This is a genomic window from Flavobacterium sp. GNP010, assembly GCF_056428945.1.
The window spans coordinates 108,085-127,318 of record NZ_JBWJVK010000008.1; the positions used below are offsets into that span (position 1 = coordinate 108,085).

Consider the following 19,234-nt stretch of genomic DNA (forward strand, 5'->3'; position numbering starts at 1 on the left):
AAAAGAATCCAAACTTTGTACCTTTGTATCTCTCTTAACCTTTGTCCCTTGTTTTAAATGAATTTCCAAGTAGTATCTGATTACCAGCCAAAAGGCGACCAACCGCAAGCCATCGCCAAATTAGCACAAGGAATAGTTGATGGAGATCAGTTCCAAACGCTTTTAGGAGTTACAGGATCCGGAAAAACATTTACGGTGGCCAATGTGATCCAAGAAGTACAAAGACCAACATTAGTTTTGGCACATAACAAAACTTTGGCAGCACAATTATACTCGGAATTCAAGCAATTTTTCCCGAATAATGCTGTCGAATATTTTGTTTCATACTACGACTATTACCAACCCGAAGCTTTTATGCCCGTTACAGGCGTTTTCATTGAAAAAGATTTATCCATCAATGAAGAGCTGGAAAAAATGCGAATGTCAACCACCGCTTCACTACTTTCTGGACGTAGAGATATTTTAGTGGTAGCATCGGTTTCTTGTTTGTACGGTATTGGAAACCCGATAGAATTTCAAAAAAATCTAATTCCAATTGAGAAAGGCCAGATTATTTCTCGTACCAAATTATTACATCAATTGGTGCAAAGTTTATATTCTAGAACTGAAGCCGATTTTAATCCTGGAAGTTTCAGGATTAAAGGAGACACTGTTGATGTGTACCCTAGTTACGCTGATGAAGCCTACCGTATTCATTTTTTTGGTGATGAAATTGAGGAGATCGAAAGCTTTGACACCAAGAATTCTCAAGTACTTGAGAAATTTGAAAGACTGACTATTTATCCCGCTAATATGTTTGTGACTTCGCCAGATGTATTGCAAAATGCAATTTGGGAAATCCAACAAGATTTAGTCAAACAAGTGGATTATTTTAAGGAAATAGGAAAACATCTAGAAGCGAAACGTTTGGAAGAACGTACCAATTTTGATTTAGAAATGATCCGAGAATTGGGGTATTGTTCGGGTATCGAAAATTACTCCCGTTATCTTGACGGACGTTTGCCTGGAACTAGACCGTTTTGCTTGCTAGACTATTTCCCAAAAGATTATTTGATGGTGGTCGATGAAAGCCATGTAACGCTTTCACAAGTAAGCGCTATGTATGGCGGAGACAGAAGCCGAAAAGAAAATTTAGTTGAATATGGTTTTCGACTTCCTGCTGCGATGGACAATCGTCCGTTGAAGTTTGAAGAGTTCGAAGCCATGCAGAATCAAGTCATATACGTATCCGCAACGCCAGCTGATTATGAATTACAGAAAACCGAAGGAGTGGTTGTCGAGCAGGTAATTCGTCCTACAGGTTTATTAGATCCCATTATTGAAATTCGACCAAGCTTAAACCAAATAGATGATTTAATTGAAGAAATTCAGGTTCGAGCCGAAATTGACGAGCGTGTTTTAGTGACGACTTTAACCAAAAGAATGGCCGAAGAACTAGCCAAATATTTAACTAAAGTCAATATTCGTTGCCGTTACATTCACTCTGAAGTAGATACTTTGGAACGAATAGAAATTATGCAAGATTTACGAAAAGGAATTTTTGATGTGCTAATTGGTGTCAATTTACTTCGTGAAGGTCTGGATCTACCGGAAGTTTCGTTGGTGGCCATTTTAGACGCAGATAAAGAGGGTTTTCTAAGAAGCCATCGCTCGCTTACACAAACCATTGGCCGTGCTGCGAGAAATTTGAATGGAAAAGCAATTATGTATGCTGATAAAATTACCAATAGTATGCAAAAAACGATTGATGAAACTACCTATCGCAGAACCAAACAGATTAATTACAATACTGCAAATAATTTAACTCCGCAGGCTTTAAACAAAAAGATAGAAAGTGCCTTTACAAAAAACCCGCTAGTGGATTACGAGTTAGGAAACTCCTTGAACGCTGCCGCAGAACCAGAAAACCTATACCTATCAAAACCTGAAATTGAAAAACTGATTCGTGAAAAAAGGAAATCAATGGAAAAATCTGCTAAAGAATTAGACTTTATGCAAGCGGCTAAATTACGTGATGAAATAAAAGCGTTGCAAGGACAATTGACTTAATTATACTGCTCCTGAAAAACATTCAACAAAACTGCTCCGTCAATAATTGCGTTTGGTGCGTTTTGCATCAATTTAAGAACTCTTTTTGTTGCTGTCGGATTCAATCCCATATTTATTGCAATTTGCTGAAGAGTAATCATTTCTTTTTCATGCAAAATTCCGTCACAGTACATTAATAATGCTAGTCTGTAAAACTGTTGAATACGCAAAAACTCTGTTTTAATAGGTATTTGTGGTGCCTCTTCATGAAAAAACTGATTAAATTCGTCTTTATTTATCTGTAATTCTTGAGCAATAATGACTAAGAAATCATATTCTCGTTTGTGCAATTGTCCATCAACAGTAGAAAACGCAATCATCTCTAAAAGTAAACTTCTCTTTTCTTCGAATGTATTCATCAAATTATTATTTTTAGCTAAAATATTGTTTTTAATTTAAAACACAAAAACTAATAATGATCCGAAATACGTTCCTACTCCTATTCTTTATTTTAATACCCGTAATAATAAATGCACAAGAGGCACTGCAAAATATTGGGAGCACTGCTACAAAGCAAGTTTCCACTTTTACAATTGACGCTCCACAATTGAATGGTACAAAGAAAATTTGGATGTATTTGCCTAAAAATTATGCCAATTCAAAAAAGAAATTCTCAGTCATTTACATGCATGACGCGCAAAATTTATTTGATGCCAAAACATCGTATGCTGGCGAATGGAACGTTGATGAAAAATTAGACAGTCTAAATGCACCCGTTATTATTATAGGAATCGAGCATGGAAATGATACCCGTATGGAAGAATTAACGCCTTTCAAGAATGAAAAATATGGCGGTGGAAAAGCAGATAATTATTTAGCTTTTATCGTAAAAACGTTAAAACCATACGTAGACAAAAACTACAAAACCAAACCCGACAAAAAGCATACGCTTATCATGGGAAGTTCGCTCGGTGGTTTGAATTCTTTTTATGCGGTTTTAAAATACCCAGAAATATTTGGCAAAGCAGGAGTGTTTTCGCCTTCTTTTTGGTTCTCGAAAGACATTTATACCCTGATGGAACAATCAAAAAAGACAAAAGCAAAAATCTATTTTCTTTGCGGTGACAAGGAAAGTGACGATATGGTTTCTGATTTGAACAAAATGGAATACCTGCTGAATTCCAACAGATGCTATTGTTTGAACTTGAACCATAAAAAAATTGTAAAAGACGGTCAACACAATGAAAAACTATGGCGCGATGGATTTGTTCAAGCGATTTTATGGCTTGGTTATTAATGACATCAACATAAAACAGACACTTTATGGAACTGATTTTAAGAGAGTACAACCTAAAATTAAAACATACCTTCACGATTTCGAGAAAATCAATCGACTTTCAGCCATCTTTAATTATTGAATTAAAGAGCGATGGGTTTTCTGGTTTCGGCGAATCCACATCCAACCCTTATTACCACACTACCGTTACAATGATGCGTGCTGATTTAGAAAAAATCAGACCATTAATTGAAGCGAGTACCACCGATACTCCAGAAGAATTTTGGACAAAAATTCATCCCTATTTGCAGAATAATATGTTTGCTCTATGCGCACTCGATGTGGCCTACACGGATTGGTATGCGCGTAAAAAAGGAAAAAAACTATACGAATTGTGGAATTATACTATCGATAAAAATCCATTGACAGATTATACCATTGGCATTGCTTCTATCGAAAAAATGATTGCAAAAATGAAAGAGCTGCCGTGGCCAATTTATAAAATAAAACTAGGAACGCCAGAGGATATTGCTATTGTTACTGCTCTTAGAAAACATACTGATGCTGTTTTTCGTATAGACGCTAATTGCGGCTGGACAGTTGATGAGACTATCACTAACGCCATCGAATTAAAAAAATTAGGTGTCGAATTTTTAGAACAACCATTAAAAGCTGATGATTGGGCAGGACACAAGGAAGTTTACAAGCATACTGTTTTACCAATCATCGCTGATGAAAGCTGTATCATTGAAACGGATGTCGCAAAGTGTCAACATCATTTTCATGGAGTGAATATAAAATTAGCCAAATGTGGCGGCTTAACTCCAGGCAGACGCATGATTCAAGAAGCCAAACAGCTAGGCATGAAAACAATGGTAGGTTGCATGACGGAATCTACGGTGGGGATATCAGCAATAGCTCACTTATTACCGCAATTGGATTACGTAGATATGGACGGCGCATTGCTTTTAGCCGAAGATATTGCTACCGGAATTACGCTCAATTTTGGAAAAACTATCTATTCTGAACACAATGGGACCGGCGTAATTTTACTTTAAATATTTTATCATCAAACCAATTCTAAAACTAAAATTGTGTTGTAATTGCTTTTAAAACGTACCTTTGTAAAAAATTATGATGATGACAAATAACGATATCTTTAAAAAACTTCGCGTTGCACTTATGTTGCGTGACGATCAAATAGTTGAAATATTAGAATTAGTAGATTTTAGAATAACCAAATCAGAGCTAGGTGCTTTTTTTCGGGATGAAAAACATGAAAATTACATGGAATGTGGTGATCAAGTGTTGCGTAATTTTCTGAATGGATTGGTTATTCACTTGCGTGGAACCAAAGAAAATCCAAAAAATCCAAATGATGTTTTAGCCAAGCACAAAGCACAAATTCCAGCGAAAGACAGTGTAAAAGAGCGACCAGAATTTAAAGCCAAACCAAGAGACGAAGAGCGTTCTCGAGGTGATGAAGCGCCTTCCAAGAAAAAACCTGCAACCAAGAATAATTCAAAAAAACAATATCCCAAAGGTAATTCTAAAATACAAGTTGTAGAGAAAGTGAAATTTAATTTCGGTAAAGGCAGCAAATCCTAACCGTGAAAACGGCGTTAGTAATTGGTAGCACTGGTCTAATAGGCTCTGAACTATTGAAAATTCTTTTAAAGAGTCCAGAGTATACTCAGGTGGTGACTTTCGTAAAAAGAGATTTAGGAATCCGTCATCCCAAATTAACACAATACGGTATTGATTTTGATAAGCCAGAAACTTATGAAAATCTTGTTATAGGGGACGATTTCTTTTGCACGATTGGCACAACGATCAAAAAAGCAGGAAGTCAAAGCGCATTCAGAAAAGTAGATTATGAATATCCGCGACAGTTTGCCAATTTTGCAAGACAAAACAAGGTTAAAAATTTTCTGATAATTTCCTCTTTAAATGCCAATCCAAAATCAAGTAATTTCTATTTGAAAACCAAAGGAGACATTCAACATTTTCTCAAAAATTGCGAATTCCAAAGCGTTGCTGTACTGCAGCCTTCTCTTCTTTTAGGAAACCGAGCAGAATTTAGATTCGGTGAAAAAGTAGGTGCCTTTTTCATGCAAACGTTTTCATTTGTGTTTCAAGGCAACTTGAAAAAATATAAGGCGATTGAAGGTAAAACTGTTGCAAAAGCAATGTTTAAAATAGCTCAAAGAAACGACACTGGTTTCAAAATATATGAATCGGATGCGATTCAAGAAATTGGAAAGTAATACAATTGCAAAATCCTGAATGAGAGTTCAGGATTTTTTGTATATTTAGTATGTATCAAAGAATTCACACCTTCCAATATGAAATGCCTCTTTATCCTTAACACATTATTTTTTACAACACTATTTTTTGGACAAAACACTAAAACTGAAGAACCAGCGGTGTTTATTGATTCTAACTTAATTGCAAGAAATGCAATTGAATATATCAACCCAAATGAAATTGAATCTGTGAATGTTATTAAAAAGGACACCATAATAAATGCTGTTTTGTTTCATGGTCAGCTTTACATTACTTCTAAAAACTCTAAGAAATACGACTTTCTAACTTTAGAAAAAATCAAAACTGAATTTACAAAAATTAAAAGTAACGACGTCATTTATATGGTAAATGGAGCATTTATAAAAGACAATATTGATACTTTCAAATTAGACCGCAACTATATTTTAAAAGTTGAAGTTACTAATTCAGAAGAATTTTATAACCTAAGAGAGAGTACTGCCAAATTTGACATTATCAACATCTTGGGTAAAACCAAAGAAAATTTAGAAAATAAAAATAAGATTTTATTAAGAGGTCATGAAGCCATAGGAGTTAAATAGAATCTGTTTTAAATAATTTTTAAATCCCATTTTAAGAACTACAACTTAACATCGAACATCCTACTTTATCTCTAGCCCAATCGGGTCTTTTGGCAAACCATTTTTGAAGATGGGGTTGTTCGTCATATGGATTTTTGAGCATTTCGAATAATTCTTTCAATAAGTCATAATCTCCTTTATCCGCGTCATCAATACACAACTGCGACATATAATTTCGCAGGACGTATTTTGGATTAACTAAATTCATCTGCTCTTTTCTTTCTGTATCTAAAAGTTTTTCTTCATTAATTCGAATGCTGTACCGCTCCAACCAATCGTACCATTCCTTCATTACATTTTCATTTAAATCCTTTTCATTGTAAAAAGCATCTTTGATAGCATTGAAAGCGATTGTAACGGAATCATCTTTTGAAACAGTACTCAAATTTCTAAAGAAAATTGTCATATCTGTTTCTACTTTTTCCAATAATTCTACCAAAACGCCAACTAAAAGCAAGTCACTTTCTTTCTTGTCTTGAAGGCCAAGTTTATTTTGCATCATTATCAAATATTCGCTCTCATAATCAATGCTAAACTTTTCCAGAATATTTTCTAGCGGTTTTGCATCTTCAATCAGTGGATACAAAGCATTCGCCAATTGGTACAAATTCCACAAAGCAATTTCAGGTTGGTTGCCAAAGCGGTATCTTTTATGTTGTCTGTCGGTAGTATTTGGCGTCCAGCCAGCATTGTAATCTTCTAACCAGCCGTACGGTCCATAATCTATCGTGATACCGTGAATAGACATATTATCGGTATTCATTACACCATGAACGAAGCCTACGCGTTGCCATTCGATAATCATTTTTCTTGTAGATTCAGCAACTGCAGCAAAAAACGCAAGATATTTCTCGGCTCCTTCACTTGTGATAGCTGGAAAATGGTGTTTAATGGTAAAATCAGTAAGTAATTTGAGATTAACAAGATCATTTTGCGAAGCCAATATTTCGAAACTTCCAAAACGAATAAACGATGGCGCCACTCTACAAACAATAGCACCTTTTTCATACGCTGGATTTCCGTTATACAACACATCGCGCAACACAGGATCGCCCGAAAGCATTAGCGACAGCGAACGTGTCGTAGGAACTCCCAAATAATGCATGGCTTCGGCGCATAAATATTCTCTAATGGAGGAGCGCAATACCGCAAAACCATCGGCTGTTCTAGAATATGGTGTAGGCCCAGCACCTTTTAGTTGTAAAGTGTATGTCTTATCTTCATGAACTACTTCAGTGAGATTTATAGCGCGGCCATCACCCAATTGTCCAGCCCAATTCCCAAATTGATGTCCAGCATAGCACAAGGCAAAAGGCTTGGTATTGGGATAAATGGAGGTTCCTGAAAACGTATTTAAAAAATCAGAGGAAAGTACATCTTCATCTGAAAGTCCGAGTGTAGTAGCCATGTCGCCATTCGCATGAATTAAACTCGGATTAGAAGGTTTGGTCGGAGCAACATAGGAATAACATGCTTTTTTTACTTGTCTTGGACTATTTTCAAGATCAGGATCAGCGGGTAAATTAGTTATAAAATTATTTTGTATCTTGAGTTTCATGAGTTGTAGCAATTAGAAAACAAAGATAATCGTTGCTTACAATAAAACTTTACACTTTCGAGTAATATTATGATTTGTTCTCCTTAGTAATAGGAACGCCTTTAAACTAAAAAAACCTGTTTGATTACTCAAACAGGTTTTTGAAATATAAAAATTTTAATACTTAAGAAAGTGCTGCTTTTACTTGATCTGCTGCTTCTTGAAATTCAACTGCAGATAAAATTGGCATTCCTGAATTATCTATTAATTCTTTTGCGATTGCTGCATTAGTACCTTGTAAACGAACAATAATTGGCACTTTGATTGCGTCACCCATATTTTTATAAGCATCAACAACTCCTTGAGCCACACGGTCACAACGAACGATTCCACCAAAAATATTAATCAAAATTGCTTTTACGTTTTGATCTTTTAAGATTATACGGAAAGCAGTTTCAACACGTTTTGCATCAGCAGTTCCACCCACGTCAAGGAAGTTAGCAGGCTCAAAACCAGCATACTTGATTAAATCCATAGTTGCCATTGCTAATCCAGCTCCGTTTACCATACATCCTACGGTTCCGTCAAGATCTACATAGTTTAATCCTACTTCTTTTGCTTCTACTTCGATTGGATTTTCCTCACGAACGTCGCGCATGTCAGCATATTTCTTTTGTCTGTATAAAGCATTATCATCGATATTTACTTTAGCATCTACAGCCATAATTTTATTATCGGATGTTTTTAAAACCGGATTGATTTCAAACATCGAAGCATCAGATCCAATGTATGCATTGTACAAAGAGTCGATGAATTTTACCATTTCTTTGAAAGCATTTCCAGAAAGACCTAGGTTAAAAGCAATTCTTCTTGCTTGAAAACCTTGTAATCCAACAGAAGGATCAATTTCTTCCGTAAAGATTAAATGTGGAGTATGTTCTGCAACTTCTTCAATATCCATTCCACCTTCAGTAGAATACATAATCATGTTACGACCTGTAGCTCTATTCAATAAAACAGAAACATAAAACTCAGAAGTTTCACTTTCACCAGGGTAATAAACATCCTCAGCAATTAAAACTTTGTGTACTTTTTTACCTTCAGCAGAAGTTTGAGGAGTAATCAATTGCATTCCGATGATTTGCTCTGAAATCTCTTCTACTTGTTGTAAGTTTTTGGCAAGTTTTACTCCACCACCTTTTCCACGTCCACCGGCATGAACTTGGGCTTTTACAACATACCAACTTGTACCCGTTTCGGTTGTTAATTGTTTTGCAGCAGCAACCGCTTCTACAGGACTATTAGCAACGATTCCGCGTTGAATGCGAACTCCGTAGCTAGCTAAAATCTCTTTTCCTTGATATTCGTGTATGTTCATAATATAGAATTTGTCTGGCTTCTGAATTTTTTCAGTTTAAAAGTGGCACAAAAATAGCAAAATTAAATGTAACTGTTATTTTTTTTTCAATTAAATATAGGTCAAAATGAGACCAACCTGACGATATGAAACCATTCTCACCAAACGATAAATTATAATAATTAATCACAAATTTGTTATAAATAGTCGCAATTCTGTTTTACCGAACTATTTTTTTCAAAATCAAGTGTCTAGCACCATCCAATTGCTTCACTTTTTATCGAAAAATCAAATCAGCAATGTTTAAATAACAATATTGATATTTATTTAACAAATTTCTATTATAAATACAAAAACAAGGCCATTTTAACCAATTAACTAACTATATGATACTAAATATTTAATTTTACACAAAAATAAAAAGTATGAAAGTTAAAGAACAAGGCCTATACTTACCCGAATTTGAACACGACAATTGTGGAGCTGGATTCATTTGTAATCTAAACGGAATTAAGTCAAATGATATAATACACAAAGCACTAGATATTCTCATAAAACTAGAACACCGTGGTGCTGTGAGTTCTGATGGCAGGACTGGAGATGGAGCTGGTATCCTATTTGATATCCCTCATGATTTTTTTAAAAAAGTATGTGATTTTGAAATCCCAGCAGCAAAACAATATGCCGTGGGAATGGTGTTCATGCCCAAAAGTCCCAACCAAGTCTCTTTTTGCAAAACCACTTTTGAAGCATCTATAAAAGATCAAAAGTTAGAAATTTTAGGATGGAGAACAGTTCCTGTTGACGCATCAAATTTAGGTCAAATTGCAGCTGAGAAAGAGCCCACGGTACAACAAGTGTTTGTAGGTAAAAATGGATTGGATTTGACAGAACAACAATTTAATGCTAAAATGTTTGCCGCTAGAAAAATTGCAGAACACGCTATCATAAATTCAAGAATTTCAGAAAGCTACCGTTTTTATTTCTCAAGTTTTTCTACAACAACTATCATATATAAAGGTTTGCTAATGCCAGAAGATATCAGCAGGTATTACACCGATTTACTCGATGATGACTTGGTAACCCGATTGGCATTGGTTCACCAACGATTTTCGACCAATACATTCCCGTCTTGGGAACTCGCTCAACCGTTTCGCTATATGTGTCACAATGGAGAAATCAACACTTTACGTGGCAACATAAGCCGCATGCGTGCACGTGAGGAATTGATGCAAAGTGATGTTTTTGGCGAAGACATCAAAAAACTTTTCCCAATTATCTTGGAAGGAAAATCAGATTCAGCTTCAATGGATATGGTAATAGAATTGTTACTGATGACAGGACGTTCCTTGCCGGAAGCTATGATGATGGTAGTCCCAGAAGCTTGGGAAAAACACCAAACGATGTCGGAGGATAAAAAAGCCTTTTACGAATACAACGCTTGTATTATGGAACCTTGGGATGGACCAGCTTCTATTCCTTTTACAGATGGTAATGTAATTGGAGCGCTATTGGATAGAAATGGATTGCGTCCTTCTCGATACACTTTAACCAAAAGTGGTTTCGTAATTATGTCTTCAGAAATTGGAGTATTAGATATCAAACCAGAAGATGTCATTCAACACGGTCGATTAGAACCAGGGAAAATGTTTTTGGTTGACATGAACGAAGGACGAATTATCGAAGATGACGAAATCAAAAATGCAATTGTAACCAAACGTCCTTATAAACAATGGCTTGACGAAAACTTACTTTCGCTATCTCAAATTCCGTACACTGATAATCTCATTCCGGTTGAAAATGTTGATTTTGAAACCAGACAGCGCTTATTTGGATATACGATTGAAGATTTAAAAACAATCATCAACCCGATGGGTGCCGAAGGAGCCGAAGCGCTAAGTTCGATGGGCAATGACACTCCGCTTGCCGTTTTATCAGATCAGCCACAACTTTTGTATAATTATTTCAAACAGTTATTTGCTCAAGTTACAAACCCGCCTTTGGATGGTATTCGTGAAGAAATCATTACGGATATCAGTTTAGCTATTGGTGGCGATTATAATATTTTTGACATTGTACCCAAGCATTGTAAAAAACTAAAAATCCAAAATCCGGTCATTTCCAATGAAGATTTGGACAAAATTAGAAACATCAATCATACCGATTTCAAGTCGGTCACCATTTCTACTTTATATGAAATAAAAAAAGGAGTAAACGGACTAGAACGAGCTCTTGAAAAAGCAGTACAAGCTACCTACAAAGCAGTTGCAGAAGGCTGCAATATTGTGATTTTATCAGACAGAGGTGTAAGCGAAAAAATGGCTCCTATTCCAATGTTACTTGCCTGCTCCTACATACATCATTCGCTAAACATTCTTAAAGTTCGATCTAAATTTGGTATTCTTATCGAATCGGCGGAACCACGCGAACCACATCATTTTGCCCTATTATTTGGTTACGGAGCAAGTGCAATCAACCCGTACATGGTAAACGAAATCATCTACAATCAAGTAAATGCTGGATTTATCACTGGTGTAAAAGCCGATTATGCAATCAAAAATTACAACAAAGCCATCGCAAAAGGGATTCTGAAGATCATGAACAAAATCGGAATTTCTACTTTGCATTCGTACAGAGCAGCGCAAATTTTTGAAATCTTAGGATTGAACAAAACTTTTACTTCTAAATATTTTCCTTACACGCCATCACGAATTGAAGGAATTGGTTTGATGGAAGTCGAAAAAGAAATCAAAAAAAGATACCAAAAAGCCTTTCCAAATTCAAAAGTCAGTAATTTACTTCCACTCGAAATTGGCGGTGTTTACAGATGGAGAAGATCAGGCGAAAAGCATATGTTCAACCCAACCACGATTTCTAAATTACAACAAGCTGTTCGCCTAAACAGTCCTGAAAGTTATAAAGAGTACTCTAAAATGGTCAATGATCAAAGTGAAAATTTGATGACTATTAGAGGTTTATTTGAATTCAATAACTTAGATCCTATTTCAATTGACGAAGTGGAACCTTGGACAGAAATTGTAAAAAAATTCAAAACAGGTGCCATGTCTTATGGATCCATCAGCCAAGAAGCACATGAAAACCTGGCGATTGCCATGAACAGAATTGGTGGAAAAAGCAACTCAGGAGAAGGCGGAGAAGATCCAAAACGTTTTCAAAAAGACTTAAATGGAGACTCTAGAAATAGCGCCATCAAACAAGTTGCTTCAGGACGTTTTGGGGTTTCAATCAACTATTTGACCAACGCTCGCGAAATTCAAATCAAAATGGCACAAGGCGCCAAACCTGGTGAAGGCGGTCAATTACCTGGTGAAAAAGTAGTACCTTGGATTGCCGAAACCAGAAATTCAACACCGTATGTTGGACTAATTTCACCACCACCTCACCATGATATTTATTCTATTGAAGATTTATCGCAGTTAATTTTTGACTTAAAAAATGCCAATCGCGAAGCTAGAATTAATGTTAAATTAGTTTCCGAAGTTGGTGTTGGTACCATTGCGGCAGGTGTTGCAAAGGCAAAAGCAGATGTGATTTTAATTTCAGGATACGATGGAGGAACTGGAGCTGCTCCATTGACCTCATTGACTCATACCGGAATTCCTTGGGAACTTGGACTTGCCGAAGCGCAACAAACATTGATTTTGAACGATTTGAGAAGCCGAATCGTTTTAGAATGTGATGGCCAACTAAAAACGGGTCGCGATGTGGCTATAGCAGCCTTACTTGGAGCGGAGGAATTTGGTTTTGCAACAGCGCCATTAGTAGCTTCTGGTTGTATCATGATGCGAGCGTGTCACTTGAATACATGTCCTGTAGGTATTGCAACACAAGATCCTGAATTGAGAAAAAATTTCAAAGGAACTCCAGAACACATTATCAACTTCATGTATTTTATTGCTGAAGAGTTAAGAGAAATCATGGCACAATTAGGCTTTAGAACCTTAAAAGAAATGGTGGGACAATCTCAAAAACTGAATGTAAACAAAGCCATCAAGCATTATAAAGCAAGCGGCTTAGATTTGTCGTCCATTTTATACAAGCCTGAAAAAGCAAAAGAAGTTCCCAATCACAATACAACTACTCAAGATCATGCTTTAGAACATGTACTTGATTTTGAAATTATAAAAGCGGCTATTCCATCAATTTACAGAAAAGAAAAAACAAGAGTAACCTTCGATATCAAAAACACCGATCGTTCTGTAGGAGCAATTCTAAGTAATGAAATTTCAAAAATATATGGTGCGCAAGGTTTACCCGAAGACACTATTTTAGTTGATTTTACAGGATCTGCTGGACAAAGTTTTGGGGCTTTTGCAACAAATGGTTTATCATTTAAAATTCACGGCAACTGTAATGATTATCTTGGCAAAGGACTTTCTGGCGGAAAACTAATTATTAAAGTTCCTCCTACTGCTACCTTTAAACCCGAAGAAAACATCATTATTGGTAACGTGGCTTTGTACGGTGCTATTACTGGCGAAGCCTACATCAATGGTATGGCGGGCGAACGTTTTTGTGTGCGAAATTCTGGAGCGACAGCCGTTGTTGAAGGAATTGGAGATCATGGATGCGAGTATATGACAGGAGGAACTGTAGTAGTTTTAGGAAAAACAGGAAGGAATTTTGCAGCAGGAATGAGCGGTGGTATTGCGTATGTTTTTGATCCAAATAAAAAATTCGACGCTACCTTATGTAACATGGAAATGGTTGCTTTTGAATTATTGGAAAATAATGACTTTACTAAACTGAGACGTTTGATAAAAAATCACTCTCTCTATACGAGTAGTCCGTTGGCAAAAAGGATCCTAGAGGATTGGAAAAATCAACAGCAGCATTTTGTGAAAGTAATGCCTACAGATTACAAAAAAGCGTTACAACGCCTAGCCGAAGAAAAACAAATTAAAGAACTTATAGCATCATAGTCATGGGAAAAATAGGAGGATTTAAAGAATATTCTAGAACCGACGAAAGTAATGTTGCAGTTCCAGAAAGAGTTTCAAATTATAATGAATTTACAATTCCATTAACCAAAGATAAAATCAAAGAACAAGGTTCTAGATGTATGGATTGCGGCATTCCATTTTGCCACAGCTCTTGTCCGTTAGGAAACTTAATTCCAGATTTCAATGACATGGTACATCAGGAGGAATGGGAAAGTGCCTTGAAAATATTACAATCTACCAATAATTTTCCTGAATTTACAGGAAGACTTTGCCCAGCTCCTTGCGAAAAATCATGTGTTCTAGGAATCATTAGCGAGCCAGTTGCTATCGAAAATATTGAAAAAAATATTATAGAAAGAGGCTTTGCTGAAGGCTGGATCAAACCACAACCGCCAAAGGTTAGAACCGGAAAAACAGTCGCCGTAATTGGCTCTGGACCTGCTGGTCTGGCAGCAGCACAACAATTGAACCGCGCCGGGCACAACGTTACCGTATTTGAAAGAGACAATGCCATTGGTGGATTATTGCGTTATGGGATTCCAAATTTCAAACTTGAAAAAGGAATTATCGACAGACGTGTTAAAGTTTTAGAAGCGGAGGGAATTACTTTTAAAACCAATGTCAATGTGGGGGTTAATTTTGAAATTTCAGAACTCAATAACTTTGATTCAATCGTGTTATGTGGTGGCGCTACAGAGCGTCGCAGTTTACCAACAAAAGGAATTGAAAGCACAGGTGTGGTGCAGGCAATGGACTTTTTGACGCAACAAACCAAAGCATTATACGGTGAATCTATTCCTAATCAAATCAAAGCAACTGATAAAAATGTTATCGTAATTGGTGGTGGAGATACCGGTTCAGACTGTGTGGGAACGTCAAACCGTCATGGTGCCAAATCAGTCACTAATTTTGAAATTTTACCAAAACCTCCAGTAAGCCGAAGCGAATCCACTCCATGGCCTTTTTGGCCCTTGCAACTTAAAACATCCTCTTCCCATGAAGAAGGCTGTGAAAGAAACTGGCTCATAAACACCAAAGAATTTATAGCCAATGATGCTGGCGAATTGGTTGGCTTAAAAACCGTTGAAGTCGCTTGGAAAATGACACCTGGTCAACGACCTGAACTAATTGAAAAAGAAGGTTCCGAAAAAATCTGGCCTTGCGACTTAGCTTTGTTAGCACTCGGTTTTACAGGCCCCGAAAAAACATTAAGCGAGCAGCTCGGCATCAAAATTGACACCCGTAACAACTATCAAGCTACCAATTACCAAACCAATATTCCCCATATTTTTACCGCAGGCGATATGCGTAGAGGGCAATCCTTAATCGTTTGGGCCATTTCAGAAGGTCGCGAAGCCGCCAGAGAAGTGGACAAATACTTGATGGGTTATACCAACTTGCCTACCAAAGGAAATGGCGATTTGCCTAACCTTTAAATAGTTTTAAACAATCAAAAAATGACTGCCAATTCGTTTATGGGTAGTCATTTGATTTTTTAGGAGGTGCCACACCTCCACTATCGTTTCGGTAGTGTCGGGCTGTACGCTTCAAGTCCGCGTCGCTTTCGTAAAAACTCCAGCGCCTGTGGGCTATCCGCTGCCATCCCTCACCCAAATTGAAATTTCGCATCTAAAACACTAATTTGTTTAAAATATAACTTTTTGTTACAATTTGTTAGAATTCGTATCTTCCCTTGTAGGACTAAATAAAGAGTAATAAATTTGCTCAAAATTAATAATTATGCAATCAAAAGACTTAGTACAATTAGCAGAACAATTTGGTAGTCCATTATACGTATATGATGCCGAAAAAATACAATCTCAATACAACAGATTATCCAAAGCTTTTTCTAAGGTAAATAAATTGCGTATCAATTATGCTATGAAAGCCTTATCAAACGTCGCTATACTTCAATTGTTAAGAGAAATGGGCTCTGGTTTGGATACCGTTTCAATCCAAGAAGTACAATTAGGATTGCATGCAGGTTACGAACCTGAAAAAATATTTTATACTCCAAATGGTGTTTCTCTTGAAGAAATTGAAGAAGTCAACGCTATGGGAGTTCAAATAAACATTGATAATTTATCAATTTTGGAACAATTTGGAACAAAATATCCAAATGTACCAGTTTGCATCCGAATCAATCCTCACGTGATGGCTGGAGGAAACGCTAATATTTCTGTGGGTCATATTGATAGTAAATTTGGAATTTCAGTTCACCAATTACCACATTTGGTCAGAATTGTTGAAAATACAAAAATGAACATTGTGGGTATACACATGCACACCGGTTCAGATATTTTGGATATTGAAGTATTTTTATATGCAGCTGAAATATTATTTGATGCAGCTAGAAATTTCAAAAACTTAGAATTCCTAGATTTCGGAAGTGGATTTAAAGTACCTTATAAAAAAGATGATATTGAAACGGACATTGAAGAATTAGGTAAAAAACTATCAAAAAGATTCAATGCTTTTTGCACAGAATACGGAAAAGAATTAACATTGATATTTGAACCAGGAAAATTTCTTGTAAGTGAAGCTGGTTATTTCTTAGCAAAAGTTAATGTTGTTAAACAAACAACATCAACAGTTTTTGCTGGAATAGACAGTGGTTTCAATCACTTAATCCGTCCAATGTTTTACGGCTCACAACACCATATAGAAAACATCTCAAACCCAAAAGGGAAAGAGCGTTTTTACTCTGTAGTTGGATATATTTGCGAAACGGACACATTTGCAAACAACAGAAGAATTGCAGAAATCAAAGAAGGCGATACACTCGCTTTTAGAAATGCAGGAGCCTATTGTTTCTCTATGGCGTCAAACTATAACTCCAGATACAAACCAGCTGAAGTTTTATGGATGAACGGCGAAGGACATTTAATCAGAGCACATGAAACGTTTGAAGATTTATTGAAAAATCAAATTCCATTACCACAAGCAATCGAAACGGTTTAAAATAAAAAAATCCCATTAACACTGACAATCAGTTGTAAATGGGATTTTTTCAATTCAAAACACTATTACTTATCAAGTAAAGTTTCTAAAACTTCTGACTCAGTGCCATTCGTAAACGGAATTTTTAACATTTGCGAAAGTGTTGGTGCAATTTGAGTAATGTACTTTTTTGCATGTAACTCTCCTTTAGGCACATGCCATCCATAAAAAAGTAGAGGCACATGAGTATCATAACTATTTGGAGATCCATGTGTTGTACCTGTTGCTTGATATTCCATATAGCCGGTTTTATCTAGAATCACTAACTCACCGTTTTGTTTAGGATCATAACCTTTAGCTATAAAACTTAAAAAATAATCATCCCCTGATGAAGCTAAAATTTCTTCCTCAGTATACACTCTTTTGATGTGCTCTTGTGTCATCAAAAAAACTTTAAAGCTCTCTTTTACTTTTGTCAATTCTAAACCTTTTTGTTTAACTAAGTCCATATTGAAAAATACATTGAAATTAGAATAATCCAGAATAAGATCTACTCCAAAAGTTTCATTTGAAAATTTCTTTAAGGATTCCACAAAACCTTTCGTAGGTACATTTTTTACATTGTATTTATTATCCTTTAAATAATTTGGATTTTCCGCACCAGCATGATCAGCAGTCAAAAAAACTAAATAATTATCCTTTCCAACTGTTTTGTCTAAATAAGTTAAAAATTGATCTAAATTTTGATCAAGACGCAAATATGTATCTTGCAACTCTACAGAACGAGGTCCAAAAGTATGACCAACATAATCGGTAGAAGAAAAACTAACCGTTAAGAAATCCGTTGCATCATCTTTACCTAACTCCTCTTTTTCAATAGCTTTCATCGCTAAATCTGCTAAAATATCATTACCAAAGGGTGTAGTACGTAAAACATCAGCTCCTTTTTCTTTATAGATCTTAGCCAAATCATAAGGAAAAACGGGACCATTAGCTTTATCCAATTTCCCCTCGTACGGATTATCATCCGCTAAACTTTCATTGTAGGTAGATAGTGGCTTTAATAAGTTCCAACCTTTGTTAATATAGTTCATGTATCGTTTTTCTTGGTTGAACTCCGTTACCCAACTTGGCAAATTTGAACCATAAAAAGTACTGGAAATAAAAGAACCTGTTGAGCTGTACCAAAATGCCCAATTAGCAAAATGTCCGGCGGGTAAAATTGCACCACGGTCTTTAATACTCAATCCAATAACTTTACCTTTAAAATTGGTAGCCATACGCAACTCATCTGTAATAGTAGTACTTAAAAGATTTCTAGGAGACATTGCACCCTCTTTATCTGTACCTTCTCCTAACGTCTTAACAGATGCATCGTCCGTACAATACATATCTTTTCCTGTCGCTTTATTAAACCAATCATTTCCAACAATTCCATGCGTAGATGGCGTTGTTCCAGTATAAATACTTGCATGGCCGGGAGCTGTATAGGTTGGTACAAAATTGTAATGCATATTATGAAAAGTATATCCATCATTCATCAATCTTTTAAATCCATTAGCAGAAAAATCTGCAGAAAAACGATATAGGTATTCCATTTTCATTTGGTCTACCACTATGCCCACTACCAATTTGGGGCGTTGCTGCGCTTGTGAGTTTAAAGACATAATAACTGCCAAAAACAAAATAATTCTCTTCATATTGTATATTTATATTTTAAACAAAAATACAACATAAAGTTCAAACTCTATCTTCACAACTACTTCATGACGCATAATTAATAAATTGTTAACCCCGAAAAAAAACAATAATTAAATAGATACAATCTAAAATTAGACTATAAAATGAGAGAATAAAATTATTTAAAAGTAATAGAGAAAGTTATAAAATAGATTTTTCATATGAAGATTCAATTATATTTTTTAGAGGCTCTAAATTTAAATTTGGTACAATTTAAACACAAAAAACTCCCTAAATAATAGGGGGTTTAAAAGGTTTTAGTACTCAGAGCGGGACTTGAACCCAAACGAATATCGGTACTAACTAGATTTTAAGACTAGCGTATCTGCAAATTTCACCATCCAAGCTCTGTTGTGGTACCTTCAGGGATCGAACCAGGGACACATGGATTTTCAGTCCATTGCTCTACCATCTGAGCTCGGGTACCATATTTTAAAAAAGTAAATTATACAAAAAAGCCTATCATTTCTGATAGGCTTTTCAAAG

The 19,234-nt window shown here is 35.9% G+C and carries 13 protein-coding genes and 1 tRNA gene; 9 read left to right on the forward strand and 5 right to left on the reverse strand.

Features of this window, described 5'->3' with window-relative positions; genetic code table 11:
- Positions 1–57 precede the first annotated feature (57 nt).
- The gene (gene uvrB, locus AC061C_RS05095; protein ID WP_417972081.1) at positions 58–2,049 is read left to right on the forward strand and encodes an excinuclease ABC subunit UvrB; all 1,992 of its coding nucleotides are present in this window, start codon (positions 58–60) and stop codon (positions 2,047–2,049) included.
- On the opposite strand, the gene AC061C_RS05100 is transcribed toward uvrB, so the two are convergent.
- Complete coding sequence (locus AC061C_RS05100) at positions 2,046–2,447, reverse strand: excinuclease ABC subunit B (RefSeq protein ID WP_478290287.1); 402 nt, start codon at positions 2,445–2,447, stop codon at positions 2,046–2,048. The genes uvrB and AC061C_RS05100 overlap by 4 nt on opposite strands.
- A gap of 56 nt (positions 2,448–2,503) precedes the next feature.
- On the opposite strand from AC061C_RS05100, the gene AC061C_RS05105 reads away from it, so the two are divergent.
- From AC061C_RS05105 to AC061C_RS05125, 5 genes are all read left to right on the forward strand, one after another.
- Positions 2,504–3,325 (forward strand): alpha/beta hydrolase, encoded by an 822-nt coding sequence (locus AC061C_RS05105; protein WP_478290288.1) that lies wholly within the window; start codon positions 2,504–2,506, stop codon positions 3,323–3,325.
- Positions 3,326–3,351: 26 nt separating this feature from the next.
- Positions 3,352–4,362 carry a dipeptide epimerase gene (locus AC061C_RS05110; RefSeq protein ID WP_478290289.1) on the forward strand — a complete coding sequence of 337 codons (1,011 nt, stop codon included), beginning with the start codon at positions 3,352–3,354 and terminating at the stop codon, positions 4,360–4,362.
- 82 nt (positions 4,363–4,444) lie between these two features.
- On the forward strand, positions 4,445–4,912 hold the full coding sequence (locus AC061C_RS05115; protein ID WP_309760843.1) for a DUF1456 family protein: 468 nt from the start codon (positions 4,445–4,447) through the stop codon (positions 4,910–4,912).
- 2 nt (positions 4,913–4,914) lie between these two features.
- A complete protein-coding gene (locus AC061C_RS05120; protein ID WP_478290290.1) occupies positions 4,915–5,571 on the forward strand; it encodes a Rossmann-fold NAD(P)-binding domain-containing protein in 657 nt (218 codons plus the stop codon).
- A 78-nt stretch (positions 5,572–5,649) separates the two neighbouring features.
- Complete coding sequence (locus AC061C_RS05125) at positions 5,650–6,171, forward strand: hypothetical protein (RefSeq protein WP_478290291.1); 522 nt, start codon at positions 5,650–5,652, stop codon at positions 6,169–6,171.
- Positions 6,172–6,202: 31 nt separating this feature from the next.
- Here AC061C_RS05125 and AC061C_RS05130 read toward each other — a convergent pair whose 3' ends face one another.
- Together AC061C_RS05130 and sucC are read right to left on the reverse strand one after the other, a co-directional pair.
- Positions 6,203–7,768, reverse strand: a complete 1,566-nt coding sequence (locus AC061C_RS05130; RefSeq protein WP_478290292.1) for a protein adenylyltransferase SelO — start codon at positions 7,766–7,768, stop codon at positions 6,203–6,205.
- 163 nt (positions 7,769–7,931) lie between these two features.
- A complete protein-coding gene (gene sucC, locus AC061C_RS05135) occupies positions 7,932–9,125 on the reverse strand; it encodes an ADP-forming succinate--CoA ligase subunit beta (protein ID WP_417944342.1) in 1,194 nt (397 codons plus the stop codon).
- A gap of 404 nt (positions 9,126–9,529) precedes the next feature.
- On the opposite strand from sucC, the gene gltB reads away from it, so the two are divergent.
- The 3 genes from gltB to lysA all read left to right on the forward strand — a co-directional run bounded on the left by gltB (position 9,530) and on the right by lysA (position 17,029).
- Complete coding sequence (gene gltB, locus AC061C_RS05140) at positions 9,530–14,047, forward strand: glutamate synthase large subunit (RefSeq protein WP_478290293.1); 4,518 nt, start codon at positions 9,530–9,532, stop codon at positions 14,045–14,047.
- 2 nt (positions 14,048–14,049) lie between these two features.
- Positions 14,050–15,504: a glutamate synthase subunit beta gene (locus AC061C_RS05145; RefSeq protein ID WP_478290294.1), complete on the forward strand. Its 1,455-nt coding sequence runs from the start codon at positions 14,050–14,052 to the stop codon at positions 15,502–15,504.
- A 304-nt stretch (positions 15,505–15,808) separates the two neighbouring features.
- Positions 15,809–17,029 carry a diaminopimelate decarboxylase gene (gene lysA, locus AC061C_RS05150; RefSeq protein WP_478290295.1) on the forward strand — a complete coding sequence of 407 codons (1,221 nt, stop codon included), beginning with the start codon at positions 15,809–15,811 and terminating at the stop codon, positions 17,027–17,029.
- 65 nt (positions 17,030–17,094) lie between these two features.
- Here the strand turns inward: lysA and pafA are convergent, their stop codons facing one another.
- On the reverse strand, positions 17,095–18,708 hold the full coding sequence (pafA, locus tag AC061C_RS05155; RefSeq protein WP_478290296.1) for an alkaline phosphatase PafA: 1,614 nt from the start codon (positions 18,706–18,708) through the stop codon (positions 17,095–17,097).
- A 394-nt stretch (positions 18,709–19,102) separates the two neighbouring features.
- A tRNA-Phe gene (locus AC061C_RS05160) sits at positions 19,103–19,175 on the reverse strand.
- Positions 19,176–19,234 lie beyond the last annotated feature (59 nt).